Source organism: Vibrio ponticus, assembly GCF_009938225.1.
In the GTDB taxonomy this organism is placed as follows: Bacteria; Pseudomonadota; Gammaproteobacteria; order Enterobacterales; family Vibrionaceae; genus Vibrio; species Vibrio ponticus.
In genome coordinates this window covers 3,053,208-3,070,185 of the sequence record NZ_AP019657.1, presented here as the reverse complement: position 1 = coordinate 3,070,185, position 16,978 = coordinate 3,053,208, and the positions used below count along the sequence as shown (strand labels likewise).

The 16,978-nt window shown below is 42.1% G+C and carries 16 protein-coding genes; 5 read left to right on the top strand and 11 right to left on the bottom strand.

Going from position 1 to position 16,978, the window contains the following annotated elements; genetic code table 11:
- Positions 1 to 260: 260 nt before the first annotated feature.
- Positions 261 to 1,148, top strand: coding sequence for a methylenetetrahydrofolate reductase (metF, locus tag GZN30_RS13875; protein ID WP_075650052.1), 888 nt, complete (start codon positions 261 to 263; stop codon positions 1,146 to 1,148).
- 244 nt (positions 1,149 to 1,392) lie between these two features.
- Here metF and zapB read toward each other — a convergent pair whose 3' ends face one another.
- Positions 1,393 to 1,635, bottom strand: coding sequence for a cell division protein ZapB (zapB, locus tag GZN30_RS13870; protein ID WP_075650051.1), 243 nt, complete (start codon positions 1,633 to 1,635; stop codon positions 1,393 to 1,395).
- A 368-nt stretch (positions 1,636 to 2,003) separates the two neighbouring features.
- On the opposite strand from zapB, the gene glpX reads away from it, so the two are divergent.
- Positions 2,004 to 3,011, top strand: coding sequence for a class II fructose-bisphosphatase (glpX, locus tag GZN30_RS13865; RefSeq protein ID WP_075650050.1), 1,008 nt, complete (start codon positions 2,004 to 2,006; stop codon positions 3,009 to 3,011).
- Between the two features lie 119 nt (positions 3,012 to 3,130).
- Here glpX and GZN30_RS13860 read toward each other — a convergent pair whose 3' ends face one another.
- The 6 genes from GZN30_RS13860 to murB all read right to left on the bottom strand — a co-directional run bounded on the left by GZN30_RS13860 (position 3,131) and on the right by murB (position 9,492).
- Positions 3,131 to 4,606, bottom strand: a complete 1,476-nt coding sequence (locus GZN30_RS13860; RefSeq protein ID WP_232060481.1) for a sensor domain-containing diguanylate cyclase — start codon at positions 4,604 to 4,606, stop codon at positions 3,131 to 3,133.
- Positions 4,607 to 4,848: 242 nt separating this feature from the next.
- A complete protein-coding gene (gene groL / locus GZN30_RS13855) occupies positions 4,849 to 6,492 on the bottom strand; it encodes a chaperonin GroEL (RefSeq protein ID WP_075650049.1) in 1,644 nt (547 codons plus the stop codon).
- 67 nt (positions 6,493 to 6,559) lie between these two features.
- Positions 6,560 to 6,850, bottom strand: a complete 291-nt coding sequence (locus GZN30_RS13850; protein ID WP_075650048.1) for a co-chaperone GroES — start codon at positions 6,848 to 6,850, stop codon at positions 6,560 to 6,562.
- Between the two features lie 175 nt (positions 6,851 to 7,025).
- Positions 7,026 to 7,376 carry a DUF3135 domain-containing protein gene (locus GZN30_RS13845; protein ID WP_075650047.1) on the bottom strand — a complete coding sequence of 117 codons (351 nt, stop codon included), beginning with the start codon at positions 7,374 to 7,376 and terminating at the stop codon, positions 7,026 to 7,028.
- 116 nt (positions 7,377 to 7,492) lie between these two features.
- Positions 7,493 to 8,449, bottom strand: coding sequence for a bifunctional biotin--[acetyl-CoA-carboxylase] ligase/biotin operon repressor BirA (gene birA / locus GZN30_RS13840; RefSeq protein ID WP_075650046.1), 957 nt, complete (start codon positions 8,447 to 8,449; stop codon positions 7,493 to 7,495).
- Complete coding sequence (gene murB / locus GZN30_RS13835; RefSeq protein WP_075650045.1) at positions 8,446 to 9,492, bottom strand: UDP-N-acetylmuramate dehydrogenase; 1,047 nt, start codon at positions 9,490 to 9,492, stop codon at positions 8,446 to 8,448. Before murB ends, birA begins: the two co-directional genes overlap by 4 nt.
- A gap of 73 nt (positions 9,493 to 9,565) precedes the next feature.
- Here murB and GZN30_RS13830 point away from each other — a divergent pair, with 73 nt between their 5' ends.
- From GZN30_RS13830 to GZN30_RS13820, 3 genes are all read left to right on the top strand, one after another.
- Positions 9,566 to 10,009 (top strand): GNAT family N-acetyltransferase, encoded by a 444-nt coding sequence (locus GZN30_RS13830; protein ID WP_075650044.1) that lies wholly within the window; start codon positions 9,566 to 9,568, stop codon positions 10,007 to 10,009.
- Between the two features lie 115 nt (positions 10,010 to 10,124).
- Positions 10,125 to 11,465: a CDP-diacylglycerol--serine O-phosphatidyltransferase gene (pssA, locus tag GZN30_RS13825; protein WP_075650043.1), complete on the top strand. Its 1,341-nt coding sequence runs from the start codon at positions 10,125 to 10,127 to the stop codon at positions 11,463 to 11,465.
- Between the two features lie 30 nt (positions 11,466 to 11,495).
- Complete coding sequence (locus GZN30_RS13820; RefSeq protein ID WP_075650042.1) at positions 11,496 to 12,725, top strand: sugar transferase; 1,230 nt, start codon at positions 11,496 to 11,498, stop codon at positions 12,723 to 12,725.
- A 60-nt stretch (positions 12,726 to 12,785) separates the two neighbouring features.
- On the opposite strand, the gene GZN30_RS13815 is transcribed toward GZN30_RS13820, so the two are convergent.
- The 4 genes from GZN30_RS13815 to GZN30_RS13800 form a co-directional block, all read right to left on the bottom strand.
- Positions 12,786 to 13,532, bottom strand: a complete 747-nt coding sequence (locus tag GZN30_RS13815; protein WP_075650041.1) for a glycosyltransferase family 2 protein — start codon at positions 13,530 to 13,532, stop codon at positions 12,786 to 12,788.
- 102 nt (positions 13,533 to 13,634) lie between these two features.
- On the bottom strand, positions 13,635 to 14,705 hold the full coding sequence (locus GZN30_RS13810; RefSeq protein WP_075650040.1) for a polysaccharide pyruvyl transferase family protein: 1,071 nt from the start codon (positions 14,703 to 14,705) through the stop codon (positions 13,635 to 13,637).
- Positions 14,698 to 15,855, bottom strand: a complete 1,158-nt coding sequence (locus GZN30_RS13805; RefSeq protein WP_075650039.1) for a glycosyltransferase family 4 protein — start codon at positions 15,853 to 15,855, stop codon at positions 14,698 to 14,700. The genes GZN30_RS13810 and GZN30_RS13805 overlap by 8 nt, the downstream gene beginning before the upstream one ends.
- Entirely contained in the window at positions 15,852 to 16,970 is a 1,119-nt protein-coding gene (locus GZN30_RS13800; RefSeq protein ID WP_075650038.1) for a glycosyltransferase family 4 protein, read from the bottom strand. The genes GZN30_RS13805 and GZN30_RS13800 overlap by 4 nt, the downstream gene beginning before the upstream one ends.
- Between the last annotated feature and the right edge of the window lie 8 nt (positions 16,971 to 16,978).

Here is a 16,978-nt window from a genome sequence, read left to right as displayed (position 1 = left end):
CGATTTGAAGATCTAGTGGTTCTAAATCAAAAATCGTTAACGAAGTATGCGGACCAAGGCAACTCGCCCTTCGGGAGCATGTCACTGTCCCTATTTCTGCGTCAAGCAATTTGGCAATAGCCCGCTATTACACTGCATTGCTTTCCTTGATCTAGTAACAGTGACATTGCTCTGAATTCTGCACCTTGAAGTCACTTGAGTATAAGCATCAAAAGGAATTTAAAATAGCGAGTGGCAGAGGCAGCCACAGGGAGAGCAAGATGGGATACACACACGCCAGTCATATCGACGCTTTAAATCAGAATATTGCTGAATTATCGGACAATATTAATGTGTCATTTGAGTTTTTTCCACCGAGCAGTGAAAAGATGGAAGAGACTTTGTGGAATTCTGTCCATCGTTTAAAAACGCTCAAACCAAAATTCATTTCCGTTACCTATGGCGCCAACTCAGGTGAGCGCGACCGTACTCACTCAATCATCAAAGATATTAAGTCAGCAACCGGGCTTGTGGCAGCGCCACACTTAACGTGTATTGATGCGACCCGAGAAGAGCTGATTCAAATCGCCGATGATTACTGGTCAAACGGCATTCAAAGCATTGTTGCGCTGCGTGGTGACATTCCACTCGGTGGCGGTGCGCCAGATATGTATGCCTCAGATCTGGTTGAGCTATTAAAAGCACGTCATGACTTTGATATCTCAGTTGCAGCTTTCCCTGAAGTCCACCCAGAAGCAAAGAGCGCACAAGCTGATTTACTTAACCTAAAGCGCAAAGTGGATGCCGGGGCTAACCGCGCCATTACCCAATTCTTCTTTGATGTAGAGAGCTACCTGCGTTTTCGTGACCGCTGCGTCGCGGCTGGTATTGATGTGGAAATCGTACCGGGGATTCTGCCAGTTTCGAACTTTAAGCAAGCGTCACGCTTTGCTGCTCAGAATAATGTCAAAGTACCAGGTTGGATGGCAAAACAGTTTGAAGGGCTAGATGATGATCCGACAACACGCCAGCTGGTTGGGGCAAGCCAAGCGATCGATATGGTGCGTGTATTGAGCCGTGAAGGTGTTAAGGATTTCCACTTCTATACACTTAACCGTGCAGAGATGACTTATGCCTTGTGTCATACCCTCGGTGTTCGTCCGCGCTAACAACTCTGTCGTTGATAATTAACGTTTCTAAGGTCAGTGCTCGCTGGCCTTATTTGTCTACCGTTACTGTTTCCGATATCCGCTTTTGACCACCCATGATCCAAAAGCTGTTTGAAGCCATTCTAAGTTCAAGCTCTAAGCTCAAGTTCTAAACTCCAGATAGCAAAAAGGCCAACCTTTCGGTCAGCCTCTCTTCAGCTCTCAGCTCTCAGCTCTCAGCTCTCAGCTCTCAGCTCTCAGCAGCTTATTCTACTTCATCCATTTTGCCTAGTAGGCTACGGATGCGGTCTTGCCATGCAGCGTGCTCTTGTTGCATTTGCTGAGATTTTTGCTCAAGCTCTTCACGGCTTGTGCGTAGTTCTGTTGCTTCAGAAGATAGCTTTTCTTTTTCTTCTTTAAGCTCTTCAACTTCCATTTGAAGAAGTGCGATTGTATCTACTGCAGTTTGAATTTTTGCTTCTAGTTTTTCTAGTACTTCAAAAGACATCTTAGCCTACCTTTGATTTATTCGGTTGAAGTGAAGAACGCTTCACGTATTACCCTCATTCTACTTAGCACAGCCGAGAGACACACGCCCTATATTTGATATTGTGCGCTATTCGCGCAAAAAAGCACCAGTTACTGACATTTACCTAACTTTATCACTGAATGACTCCACTTAACTGCGCTGAATAGACGCAAAACTGAGGCGAGCCATGCATTGACGGTTAGGCTGACAGTGCTTCGGCAACCCACTTTACAGTGCTTTATTGATCAAATTCAATCTCTGCACGGCAAAAAGGCAAACGTTTTCTTTTTGATGTGGTAGAATCGCGCCAAAATTTAGTTCCTTCCATAAACCTATTTGGAGTCATCATGAAACGCGATTTAGCAATGGCATTTTCTCGAGTCACTGAAGGCGCAGCACTAGCCGGTTATAAATGGCTTGGTCGTGGCGATAAAAACGCTGCTGACGGTGCCGCGGTTGAGGTAATGCGCACCCTTCTCAATAAAACTGAGATCAGCGGTGAGATTGTGATCGGTGAAGGTGAAATTGATGATGCACCGATGCTTTACATCGGTGAGCAAGTGGGAACTGGTGGCGATGCGGTTGATATCGCTGTCGACCCTATCGAAGGGACGCGTATGACAGCAATGGGTCAATCGAATGCATTGGCTGTATTAGCTGCTGGCGAAAAAGGTAGCTTCTTGAAAGCGCCTGATATGTACATGGAAAAATTGGTGGTTGGTCCTGGTGCAAAAGGCTGCATTGACCTAAACAAACCACTGAAAGAAAACCTAGAGAACATTGCAGCTGCGCTAAACAAAACGCTGGATACACTGGTCGTAATTACACTGGCAAAGCCTCGTCATGACCAAGTGATTGCCGAAATGCAAGCGATGGGCGTGCGTGTATTCGCCGTGCCAGATGGTGACGTAGCCGCTTCTATCCTAACGTGTATGCCTGATAGCGAAGTGGACGTGATGTACTGCATTGGCGGAGCACCGGAAGGTGTGGTTTCTGCCGCGGTGATCCGCGCATTAGATGGTGACATGCACGGTCGTCTGCTGCCTCGTCACGAAGTGAAAGGCGATACCGAAGAAAACCGTATTTACGGCGCAGCAGAATTAGCTCGCTGTAAAGAGATGGGTGTCGAAGCTGGTATCGTACTGAAAATGGAAGACATGGCGCGCAGCGACAATGTGGTCTTTTCAGCCACCGGTATCACTAAAGGTGATCTGCTAGAAGGCATCACTCGCCAAGGTAATATCGCAACCACAGAAACTCTGCTGATCCGTGGTCGCTGCCGCACGATTCGTCGCATTAAGTCGATTCACTACCTGGAGCGTAAAGACCCAGAAGTACGCGACATCATTCTGTAATCGTTCGCGAAAAATTGAACAAGGATGGCTAAATGCCATCCTTTTTTATTTGTGTCGCTTTCCCAAACGGCTTGGCGTTACCGCTCAGTCAGCACAGTTAAACTTGATACAGGAATCGCTTAGCCATTATCTATGTCGATAATGATACGATTTTTCCCGGCTTTTTTCGCTTGGTAGAGCAGTTTATCAGCCGCGACAATACCCTTGCCTTGCCACACCTGCGCGGCGCTGATCATTTTGTTCATTTTATAAATGATTGCACCACCAGACGCCGTGACAGAAATCGTTTCATCACACAGGCGTATCTCCGGGGAGCTAATATCACTCTGCACTCGCTCAAGAACCAGTTGTGCTAATTCAGCCGTTTCACTGGTAATCGCGATCACAAATTCTTCTCCGCCAAAGCGAGCAATCAAATCACTTTGGCGTAAACTGGTGCTTAATAGCTTCGCCACTTGGCAGATGATGTCATCCCCAACTTGGTGCCCGCAGCTATCATTGATCGCTTTAAAGTTATCGATGTCAAATACCGCTATCGCCAAATACTGGCTCACTGGCAGATCTTTCAGTTTCGCTTCGAAACCGCGTCGATTGAGTAGGTTGGTCATTGGGTCCAACATCGCTAACTGTTTTAACTGCAAATGCGTGACTTGGGTATAGCGGAACCAAATAATACACAAAGCCAAAATGTAGAAAGAGATCAAAGCAATTAAACGTTGCCTCTCCACTTCAAAGATATGCCATAGGTGGATGCGTTTGGGCTCATGTACAGTTAGATATAGCCCCGTTTCTTTACCGTCCACCAGCACGGGCTGCGAATAGGTAAAACTAAACACATCCTTACTATTAGCGCCCTGCTCTTCAGTCAGCCGATAATCGCCAATATAGTTCTCGATTAAATGGTCCAAATCATTATCTATCGCTAGGACACCTTTGAACTGACCATCAACATAGATACCGCGAGTAATTGTCACGACACGCTTACCTGTCATGTAATCTTGATAGTCTCCGGTATAAATCACACTGTCGAAGTTTTCAGAGCAAGCAACGGTTCGTACCCAATACGGTCGGGTTGAAATCACTTTATCAAATGCATCACCTTCGATTGCTTGGGCAAAAGCTTTGGGCGAAGAGATGATGAACTTGCTGGTAGAGATGAAGTAGATCGATGATATGTGGCTAATACTTTTCGCAAAGTACGCCATGGATGGTGCGACAAATAGGCGTCGATACGCTTCCTGAAATAAAAGGGAGTGGTTATTACACATCTCTTTGGGTCCAGAGAACATAAAGTCGTACTCTTTGCCAGTATGCGATTTGCCACCAAAATTACAGGTGTCGCCGTTGAGCTTGATCGTATGGGGCAATACATAGCGATCATTTTGCAGCGGATAGAGTGACGTAATGCTGTAGTCCAAGGCGTTAATCACTTGGCTCGTGTCTTCCAGCAGCCTTTCTACTCGCTGTTTTTGTCTTTCATACTTCTGCTGCGACTCTTCTGCTGAATCAAGGACTAAAAAAGTCAGTATGATAATAAAAAGTGTTGTGATCCCTACAAACAGTCTTTTGTATCCTATTTTATCGTCGGTAATCACTAACTATGGCTCTACTTCTCGACTAAAACGAGCAACATTACTTAACCCGCTGTTTCTAAGAAACTTATATTTATGTATATAAGCCTGAAGTGCGGACACTAAAAAAGCCGAAGCATTTACTTCGGCTTTTTTTAATCAGCACTGGATGAGTCTCTATCTACTCAAGGGGCGGAGTGTATACTTTACAACCAACCCATTCAACGATTTTATAAATGAGACTATCACTGAGTGAGAGAGGATGATTACATCATGCCGCCCATACCACCCATGCCGCCCATACCACCCATGTCAGGCATGCCTGAATCTTTCTGTGGTAGGTCAGTTACCATTGCTTCTGTAGTGATCATTAGACCCGCAACAGAGGCTGCAAACTGTAGTGCACTGCGCGTTACTTTCGTTGGGTCTAGGATACCCATCTCTAGCATGTCGCCGTATTCACCTGTTGCTGCGTTGTAGCCGTAGCTGCCTTCACCCGCTTTCACGTTGTTCGCAACCACTGACTCTTCATCACCTGCGTTACGAGTGATTTGACGGATTGGCGCTTCCATTGCACGTAGTGCAACGCGGATACCAACGTTTTGCTCTTCGTTGTCGCCTTGTAGGTCAACAATCTTAGATGCTGCACGAATAAGTGCTACACCACCACCAGCCACTACGCCTTCTTCAACGGCAGCGCGAGTCGCGTGTAGAGCATCTTCTACGCGGTCTTTCTTCTCTTTCATTTCAACTTCAGTTGCTGCGCCAACTTTAATTACCGCAACACCACCAGCTAGCTTAGCCACGCGCTCTTGTAGCTTCTCTTTGTCGTAATCCGAAGTTGCATCTTCGATTTGTTGACGAATTTGCGCTACGCGACCTTGGATCATCGCTTCTTCACCCACACCGTCGATAATGGTGGTGTTTTCTTTCGTGATAGCCACGCGCTTCGCTTGACCTAGGTCTTCAAGAGTCACTTTTTCAAGCTCTAGACCAACTTCTTCAGAGATAACTGTACCGCCAGTTAGGATCGCGATGTCTTGCAGCATTGCCTTACGACGATCACCGAAACCAGGTGCTTTAACCGCAGCCACTTTCACGATACCGCGCATGTTGTTCACGACTAGCGTTGCCAGTGCTTCGCCTTCTACATCTTCTGCGATGATCAGTAGTGGACGAGAAGCTTTTGCTACTGCTTCTAACGTTGGAAGAAGTTCACGGATGTTTGAAACTTTCTTGTCTACAAGCAGGATGAATGGGCTTTCTAGATCAACAGAACCTGACTCTTGGTTGTTGATGAAGTAAGGAGATAGGTAACCACGGTCGAACTGCATGCCTTCTACAACATCAAGTTCGTCTTGTAGTGCTTGACCTTCTTCAACAGTGATAACACCGTCGCGACCTACTTTTTCCATTGCTTCAGCAATGATGCTACCTACGCTTGTATCTGAGTTTGCAGAGATTGTACCTACTTGCGCGATAGCTTTAGTATCTGCACATGGTACTGATAGCGTTTTTAGCTCTTCTACTGCTGCGATAACAGCTTTATCGATACCGCGCTTAAGATCCATTGGGTTCATACCCGCAGCAACAGCTTTAAGACCTTCGTTTACGATAGCTTGCGCAAGTACTGTTGCCGTTGTGGTACCGTCACCCGCTGCGTCGTTTGCTTGAGACGCAACTTCTTTAACCATTTGCGCGCCCATGTTTTGGAACTTGTCTTCAAGTTCAATTTCGCGCGCTACCGATACACCATCTTTAGTGATAGTTGGTGAACCAAAAGATTTGTCTAGAACTACGTTACGGCCTTTAGGACCTAGTGTTACTTTTACTGCGTCAGCTAGGATGTTCACACCTTCTAGCATTTTTACGCGTGCGTCATTACCAAATTTAACGTCTTTAGCAGCCATCTTTTATTTCCTTTATTCTGGTTTATCTGTTGTATGAATCAGAGTAAAAACTACTCAATGATTGCTATTACTCGACAATAGCCATGATGTCATTTTCAGACATGATAAGAACTTCTTTACCGTCGATTTTCTCAGTTTTCGTGCCGTAGCCTTCTGCGAAAATAACAGAATCACCAACTTTAACGTCCAAAGGTAGAACAGTGCCATTTTCTAGGATGCGGCCTTTGCCAACAGCTAGAACAACACCGCGAGTCGATTTTTCCGCAGCAGAACCAGTAAGCACAATGCCACCTGCAGACTTAGATTCAACTTCTTGGCGCTCTACGATAACTCGGTCATGTAATGGACGAATGTTCATCGGTCGTCTCTCCTGAAAATTTCCATGTGATTTGATAATTGCTTTAAAGCAACTTTAAAGCCTTGTGATAACGATATATGGGCAAAGGGAGTAAACCCAAGGGGAGATAGAGTGATTTTTGTGAGAAAGACAACAAAAAAGGGCTCAAAGAGCCCTTTAATCTGCCGTATTAAATCTATCGCCAATCAGAGAAGCGTTCATTAATGGAGATTACGTTCAGTTTAGCGGTTTTTTCTGGCTCTTTTGTCTCAAGTCCGCCTTGTAAACTTTGCTGAAACTTATGCACTTGCTTTCGCAGTTCTTGCATCAAGACAACGTTAACATGGTGAGGGTTTTTGCAGTGCCCAACCAATCGGTCAATATGGCTCTGTTGCGCCCAAAGCCGCGGCTGCATATCTTGTGAAGCACCTTGAATCATCTCTTGACACTTTTCGCGCTTAAGCTGTTCAAAGGCGGCTTCATCTTCCTGAGCAAGTTTGACTAACTCATCAAATGACGGCAATTGCTGCTGTTGTGGTAATTCCATCTTACCCTCACATAAACTGGCTGTTTATATTGAGCCTAGTTCATATCAGAGCAAATTTGTCCTCTAAAGATGTCTCACATTTAAGACGACTTAAAATTGAGACAAGATTGAGCCGACTAGATGCCTCTTAGTGAAATTTCGCCACCGATGTAAGTCTCAATGCCCTGCTCAGTTTCAATCAACACCCCACCCTGCTCATTAATGCCACGAGCAACGCCACTGACTTCTCGGTTACCCATAATCAATTTGATTTCACGTCCTAAGAAGTTATCTAAGCGATTCCAACGCTCAACAAACCCTTGCATGCCCGACATCTCGTATTCATTCAGGGCATTTTCAAGAGTGTTAATCAACTCAGCGGCAAGCTCATTACGGTCGATATCCTGCTCCGTGACCTCACTGAGGCATGACCACGGCTGAGTAATCCCTTGAGTATCACCTGCCATACGTAAATTCATCCCCATACCAATCACAAGGTGCGCAGCAGAACCTGCTTGCCCGGACATTTCGACTAAGATGCCTGCCAGCTTTTTGTCTTGGTAATAGAGATCATTCGGCCATTTAAGCTTGATACCTTCGATACCTAATTTCTCCATCGCTTCAACAATTGCGACACCCACCACTAGGCTCAAACCCATTGCGCCAGCCATGCCCGCTTCTAAGCGCCAGTACATAGAGAGGTAGAGATTGCAGCCAAATGGCGACACCCACTCTCGCCCACGACGACCACGCCCTTGGCTTTGATATTCCGCTAAGCAGACCGAGCCAGACTCTAAGCTATGAATGCGCTCAAGTAGGTGCTGGTTAGTCGAATCAATGACGGGAATTAGCGCTAGAGGAACATTGACCTTATCTTGCAGCCGTTGCTGATTAAGTAATTGCATCGGTTGAGCTAACTTATAACCTTTACCTTGCACGCTAAACACATCGACGCCCCACGCTTGAATGCCTTTGATGTGTTTGCTAACCGCAGCTCGCGAAATGCCAAGCTGCTCACCCAAGCCTTCACCTGAGTGAAAATTGCCATCAGCTAACGTATTTAGAATCGATAACTTGATTGAATGCTCTTTCATTTAACCCGTCCTCGCAGCGCTACTAGATTGGTTTCATGTTGCGCGCCCATAAAGCGTACTTCATGTTCAAGCTCAATTTGGTATTTTTGCCACACGGTTTGACGTACATGGTCTGCCAGCAAGACCACATCTTGCGCCGTTGCTTGAGCGCTATTCACTAGCACTAACGCTTGGTTGGGATGTACTTGGGCACCACCTTGCACGAATCCCTTCAAGCCACATTGGTCTATCAACCAACCTGCGGCGACTTTAACACCTTCTTCTACAGGGTAAGCCACCATATTAGGGTATTGCTCTAGCAGCGTTTGGTACTGCGCTTGTTCAATCACAGGGTTTTTAAAGAAGCTCCCTGCATTGCCCGTGACTTGTGGGTCGGGCAGTTTTTCCATACGAACTTGGCAAACTTGTTCAAAAATTTGTTGTGCAGTGACGGTTTCAACACTAAAAGACTGCAGCGGTCCGTAAGCAATACATGGCTGCCATGATTTTGCCAATTTAAAACCCACCGCCACGATGACGACTTTGCCAAACAGTTGATGTTTGAAAATTGAATCACGATAGCCAAACTGACACTCATCAGCCTGCATGCGACGAATGGCAAAAGTTTCTAAGTCGAGTACATCGACATACTCACAGACATCTTTGATCTCTTTGCCATAAGCGCCAATATTTTGAATCGGTGCAGAACCTACGCAGCCAGGGATTAGAGCCAGATTCTCTAAGCCAAAGTAACCCTGCTCAACCGACCATTTAACCAAACTTGGCCAATCTTCACCGCCAGCAACATGTAAATGCCAGGCGTGCTCGGTTTCGCTAACCTCTATCCCATGTAATTGGTTGATCATCACCAAGCCAGCAAAGTGTTCGGTAAACAGCATATTGCTGCCTTTACCCAACATCAGTTTAGGCAAATCTTGCCATTGTGGCGCTTGATAGACTTGCTGGATATCCTCAACAGAAGCGACTTCAACAAGTACGTCACACGTTTGTTCGATTGAGAATGTATGGTAGCTACGTAAGCTGGCGTTGGTTTGTATTTGCATGGGATTTAATTGCATCAGGCAAGTTTCGTCATTTACACTGCCGCCATTCTACATAGATATGACCGGATAGAGAATGCGCCAACTCAGAATAGAAACGCTGGATCCAATAAAATTGCCGCTAGTCGCGCGTTTATACAAAGCGCACTATCCTTCGGGTAAAGCCAAAAGTAATGAGTTGACCATTGCGGGTTACCTAGAGCATCAACTGGCGTGTGTGGTGCGTTTTCGTCCTATCGAGCAATATCACTTGCTCACAGGCATGTTAGTGGTGCCAGAACTACGTGAGCTGGGTTTGGGGCATCAACTGCTCAACCATTGCCAAACCGAAGTATGCAACACAAATACTTACTGTTTTGCTTATCCACACTTGGAAAACTTCTATCAGCAGCACGGTTTTGCCACTATTTCAGCGGATACACTGCCTAATAGCCTAAATCAGCTGTTTACGCGCTACACTGGAAGTGGGAAAGCCCTTATTCCAATGCACTATTTTGATAAGCAGAGCATTATTGCGTAGATAATTTATGAACTTTGCGCCATTTCTGGTAAATCCGTAGAGAGATTTGGTAGTATCCGTCTTCTGCTTTTTTGGCAGACGCTATTGTCGCCATTTTTGAGGTTAATCTTTCAATATGATCGCTAACAGGTATTCATTACAGCATCTTCCTACCCTTGCACAAGATCCAGAACAGTTTGAAGTTCTTTACGCTGCGGCAGATTTCCGCACTCGCTTAATTCAAGCAATACGTGAAGCTAGCAAGCGCATCTACCTTGTTGCCCTCTACCTAGAGGATGATGAAGCTGGTCGTGAAATTCTAAGCGAACTTTACCAAGCCAAGCAGAGAAACCCAGGTTTAGATATCAATGTTTGCGTAGATTGGCATCGTGCCCAACGTGGTTTGATTGGCGCTGAAGCGAGCGAAACCAACGCAAGCATGTACAAAGCTTTTTCTGATAAATACGAACACAAGGTGCCTGTTTATGGCGTGCCTGTACGTGGCAGAGAAGTGTTTGGTGTATTGCACCTTAAAGGCTTTATCATCGATGACTCGGTGATTTACAGCGGCGCAAGCTTAAATAACATCTACCTAAACTATCAAGATCGCTACCGTTTTGACCGCTACCATGTACTGCACAACCCTGATTTGGCAGATACTATGGTGCAGTTTGTGCAAAACGAGATGATTGCGCATCCAGCCGTCAATAACCTTGCCTGCCCGGCAAAACCAGAAACCAAAGAGATTAAAGCCAGCATACGCCAACTGCGTGCCTCTCTTGCTAAAGCGGCTTATAAATTTGATAGCCAACCGGTCTCTCCTGAGCAAGTCGCGGTGACACCGATTGTAGGCGTTGGCAAAAAGCGCAATAAGCTTAATCAAAGCATTAATAACTTGTTGGCATTGGCCAAAGATGAAATTTTCATCTGTACGCCTTACTTCAATTTCCCACGTAGCGTGGCTAAACAAATCAAACGTGCGATTAAGCGCGGCGTACGAGTAACCATCGTGGTCGGCGATAAAACCGCGAACGATTTCTTTATCTCACCAGAGCAAGAGTTTAAAACTATCGGTGGTTTGCCATACCTTTATGAGCGTAACCTACGTCAATTTGCGAAAGCCAATGAAGCGCACATTGCAAGCCGCCAGTTATCTATCCATCTTTGGAAGCATGACGCGAACAGCTTCCACCTAAAAGGTATCTGGGTTGATAAGCGTTACATGCTAATCACAGGTAACAACCTAAACCCACGCGCATGGAAACTCGACCTTGAAAACGCGATCATGGTGCAAGATGACTACAACCATCTGACTGAGAAGTTTGAAAAAGAAGTTGAGAACATTCTGCAGCACACCCAACTAATTTGCACCTACAAGCAGTTAGAAAAACTGGAAGATTACCCAGAAGTGGTGCAAAAACTGATGCGCAAGATCACCCGCGTAAAAGCGGACCGTGTGTTGAAGCAGATTCTTTAAAAATAGAACAAATATATTCGGATATTCAAAGTGAAGCGATTAATCCAAAATTCGGTCGTATGTCATGGACTCGGGGTCATTGGCACTGTAATTCTTATACATCTAATTACTGGTTGGAGAAGCAACTTACCGATTACTGCCGTAAATAGTTTATGGATAATTAGTGCTGCCTATATCTGTACGTCTTTAACTATCCCAAAGATAACTAATTATCTATTAGTTGATAGGAAATTTTACATTCTGCCTGTATTAGCTTCTATCTACGCAACGGCAATGGCCATAATCCTTCTACTACGCATAGATTACTCTAGAGAAGTGTTGATTTACGGTTTTAGCTTTCATCTGCTTTGGATGTATCTTAGCGCGTCACTTAGAGGTGAGCATTATAAAATCAAACTTAGCGCGATCAATAATTTTGAATATCAAGCTTTTCTGATGAAACATGCTCGCTTAGAAATAAATACACTTGAACACCTTACTTTACAAAGCGTGCATGGTGGATTAGTGGTTGATCTGCATGGTAATTTAACTGCCGAGCAAGAAAAATTTATTGCTGATTGCAGCATAAATAATATTCCCGTATTCCATTCAGAAAGCATTCGAGAAATGGTCGAGGGGAAAGTTCAAACCCAGCACCTTTCAGAAAATGCGATTGGAACATTGACTCCTAATCCAATATATCAAGCATTAAAGCGTTTTTGGGAATCATTATTAATTATTACAACTTTCCCACTCACACTACCGATAATGATAGTTACTGCGATCGTAATTAAGCTTGAAAGCCCAGGTAAAATATTTTTCACTCAAGAGCGCATAGGTCAAGGAGGGAAGCCTTTTACGATCTATAAGTTTCGTAGTATGACGAATAAGATGGAAGGAGCTAAAGACAAATTCGCAACTGAAGAGCAGGCGCGTGTTACTCGTATCGGTAGGTTTATACGCAAAGTTAGAATAGATGAACTTCCACAATTCTTTAATGTATTAAAAGGTGATATGTCTCTAATCGGACCTCGTCCTGAACAGGAAAGCTTTGTGAAAATGTTTGAACAGGAAATACCATTTTACGGATATCGACACATGGTTAAACCTGGCATTACAGGGTGGGCACAAACCGTTCAGGGTTATGCCGACTGTACTGACTCGACTAGAGAAAAGTTAGCTCACGATTTATACTATATTAAACATATCTCCTTCTGGCTAGATATGAATATTGTACTAAAAACGATAAAGACAATGTTGACAGGGTTTGGTGCAAAGTAAATGTATCAACACAATACAATATAAAAAAACAGCCTATTAGGCTGTTTTTTTTTCGACTGGCTAAATTTTTCTAGTGACACCTCTATACGCATAGTGCCTGAAATAATTGAGTGACTTTAACAATGGTAATTTCTCAACTTCACGATAAATCCGCCATTGATACTTAAGCACCGAAAGTTTATTTGAAGAAACAGTATTACGCCCTAGCCTATACCGAGCAAGAGGCTTCTCAAGTAAACCATAAGCTCTATCAATTTTTTTCAGTATATCTAACCACAATCCCATATCTTGTCGTTTCGCTACGTTAGGCATATATACTTTGCCCAATGCTTCACTATCATAAATAGCAGTCAAGCACCCTATTTGATTCGACTTTAAAATATCGTGATAAGTGAGTGACTCAGGAGGAACACGCTGTCCTAATACTTTACCCATAGTATCAACCACTTCATAAGAAGTATAAGAAAGGTAAACCTTATTTTCGAGCATGAAACGAACTTGAATCTCAAGTTTTTCTGGATGCCAAACATCGTCTGCATCCAAAAATGCAATAAATCGACCTCGAGCCTCGCTAATTGCTCTGTTTCTTGTTACTGCTGGACCAGCATTCCAAGATCTCTGTATAAATCTGATTTTTGGGTCGTCTTCTATCATTCTTGTAATATCAGAAGAATGTTCAATAGAAGATGCATCATCAACAATGATATGCTCATAGTCTTTAAAAGTTTGATTTTGAACACTAACTATGGTTTCCAAAAGCTTAGCATCGGGGTTGTAGCACGGAGTTATAATAGAGACTAATGGCATTGAATAAGACCCATTTCATTTATTATGTTTAAGATATAGTACTAAAATACTAGCAATATTCTTAAACCATGACCACTTGCTTAATGCTCTCAAAAAGTCGCATTAAGCAAATAAGCTTTTCACTTCATCGTAGATATGCTTTCTCTTCTTCTCTACGGATGTAGGAAGAATAAATTTATTATATGTGTCTATTTTTTGAGATAATACCCAAGGTTTTATATAGTTTCCACATAATTCACTAAGAATCAGTGCATGCATACGTCCTGAAAAAACAGAACCACTATCCAACACCAAAGACACATACTCTTCGAGTGGCGGAACTCTATCGATAAACCTTATTTCCATTCCTTCTTTTTTTTCTAACAGACGAATATAAACCTTATGGGATATATCAATATCCTCAGACGAAGTTGAACAAAACACTACCGTGCTAACATTAAGAGATAAAATAGAATTTACCCACTTATCGATATACTCTGTTTCATTTAATCTTCGCTCAGAAAATTCTAATTCACTAAAATATCGTTTATATATTTCATAATTAGTCACTCCAACAATTAGCCTTCTTTTATTCTTAAGACTAGTGGTTGGGAGTGGATAAGCATATGCGCTGTCGAAAGTTACCGTGGATTCTATATTGAAATTATTTCGTAAATTATCTCTACTTACCTCATCCCTAACTAGCACTTTTTCAGAGAGAGAAAGTGTGCATCTAAACATTAACTTAGAACCAAATGAAAACTTAGAACCAACGCCTACGGAAACAAAGTAAATTGGTATTCGTCGAAATCGAGCGATTAAACTCCAAACTAATAAAGCGACAGGGAAATAACGATTATCTAAAATCAATTGCCCCCCACCAACTACCAAAGCATCATAATTGCCTTTCGTTAATAAAAAAACCTTACGAATGTTAGATAACCCCCACTTAATCCTGGATAATAAAACCCAAAACCAGTGATTTCTATTCGCTTTTTTATTAATTACTCTTTCTGTTGTTACTTTGAAGTGATTTTCATTATTTGAAACAGAGTCAGACGATCTACATCGAGTCAAATCTATCTGTTTTACTTTTAAATCCAGAGAAGATAAACAATGGAACAACCCCTTATTCAAGGCCTGGTCTCCAATGTTGTCTGAAGACCCTTCGTTAACCAGAAGTATGTTATTCAATTAATTTACCCCACTGTATTCTATATTCTTTCGCACTATTTTTTAGTGAAAAATGGTCACATATATGTTGATAAGCCAACTCTACATCAATACTTGATAGAGCGTTTTTTATTTCGTCAGCAGTTAAAACTGTAGAGTCATCCAAAATACAGCCAAATCGCTCATCAATTATTAACTCATCAATGCCAGGACTTCGTCGTACGACAGCCTTACAGCCCAAATACATTGCCTCTTTAACAGCATTAGGAAGGCATTCACCGGGTTTATTTGATAGCAATAATAATACCTCACAAGAAGCCATATGATTAAACATTGTTGATTGCTTAACATGCCCATAAAATATTACTTTTTCTTTTATTTTCAATGAACTAACCAAAGAAGCTAAACGCTTCTTCTCCGGTCCATCCCCAAAAATCCAAAGTTCAGCATTGTCTTCGGTACTAGTGCATCTTGAGAACAATAAAATTGCATCATCTATATTTTTCTCATTTATCAATCGACTGGACAGGCACCACCTTGATCTCACTTTTTCTATACTCTTAAGTGCCGAATAAGTAGAAGTGTCTATACCACGATAGATTACAATTGGGTCCACATCACTACATAGCTTTCTAATTTTCGCCACATTCGAAACGCTATGTGTGAATACACGATCAACTTTGGATAATAATAATTTCGTCACTCCCAAAGATTGAACAAGGTCATATGCACCTAAAAACATAGTCAATTTTTTTGATGGCAACTTTTTTTTATATAGTAAACCACACAATGATGGAGTGTGCCCCCAAAAAAGATGTACAATATCGTAATTACTGCGACTCAAATTCCTATACAGAGAGATTGATGGCAAAATATAAAAAATACATTTAGCTATGTTAAAAAAACCACTCTCATGTTTGATTATTAGAAATAAAAGATAAAAAAACGACTTTACATCGAAAATTGAAATTAAATTTTCAGTATAAGATGGATAATATAGTTTAACACTCCCTAAACCACGTTCTTTAAGTAGTTCTATCTGTTTCTTGCTTGGACGCTTTAAAGAAAACACATCAGCAATCGAATCCACTTTATTCATTGCTTTTACATCTAAACAAGCAAACGTCTCTGAAAACTGGGGGAACAATGTAAATATATATGCAATTTTCAATAGATTAACTCTCGCACTTTATTAATAAACTGACTTCCATCAAAACTCTTGGCATACCCATACATGTCATGTTTTGACAAATAAACATACCTTTCTTCTAAGAGGATTCTAACCAGTTCATTTTCATTATTAACCAAAAAACCAGTCTGACCATTAACTATAGCCTCTTTTGCCCCATACCTATTGAAACCTATTGAAGGAATTCCTGCTAAGTTAGCCTCTAAATAAACCAAACCAAATGACTCTTTAAATTCAGACAATAATATCATACAAGATGATTTTGAATAAATTGCATTTAGACATGATCTATCAACCTTACCGAGAAAAGTTACGAACCTAGAAACCTCGCTTTCTTCTACTAGAGTTCTAAATTCATTTAAATACTCACCATCGCCAACAACTAACCAATGCCAATTTAAACAACCTAACTTCTTTAGTTCAATCAATGAATTTAAAACTCGCTCATGCCCCTTCCCTCTAACAAGCCTACTTGCAGTTATATATATGCGTTTATTTTTAATCTTATTAAAAATAAACTTAGTATCGACATCAACTTCATTAACACTGTCAACATTACCAATTGGTGTATAATCAACATCAATTACTAATCCTGACAATTTATCGACGGTTAACATCTTTTTTCTCATATACTTGCTAACCGCAACTCTTTTTATGCAATGATTTATAGCTCGTGAGTAAAACTTTTCATACCCAATAACTCTCCGAAAAACATTTGGAGACATGTATATTCTTTCCGGCTCACTCCCATGGAAAAAACAAATACATTTACTAAGTAATTTTTTAGAAAAAAACAGACCAGCAAAGAAAATTGATGACGAATCATTGAGGATAATCAAGTCGTAGTTAATAAACTCTTTGAACTTTATAAAACGCAAAACCCCGGGTAGAAATTTAGATGATGGCATTCTTTTAATGTCAAATTTGAAAGAACATTTACCCTCAATTCCTTCAATGTATTCTGTTAATACTGTGACGTGAATGTTAGCTTCATTACTCAATAACTTCGCATACTCAAATGCAGCAGAACCAGCTCCACCGACGAAAGGTGGAAATTCGCGAGAGAAAATTAGAATTTTTTTACCATGCTTTTCCAAAATATGTC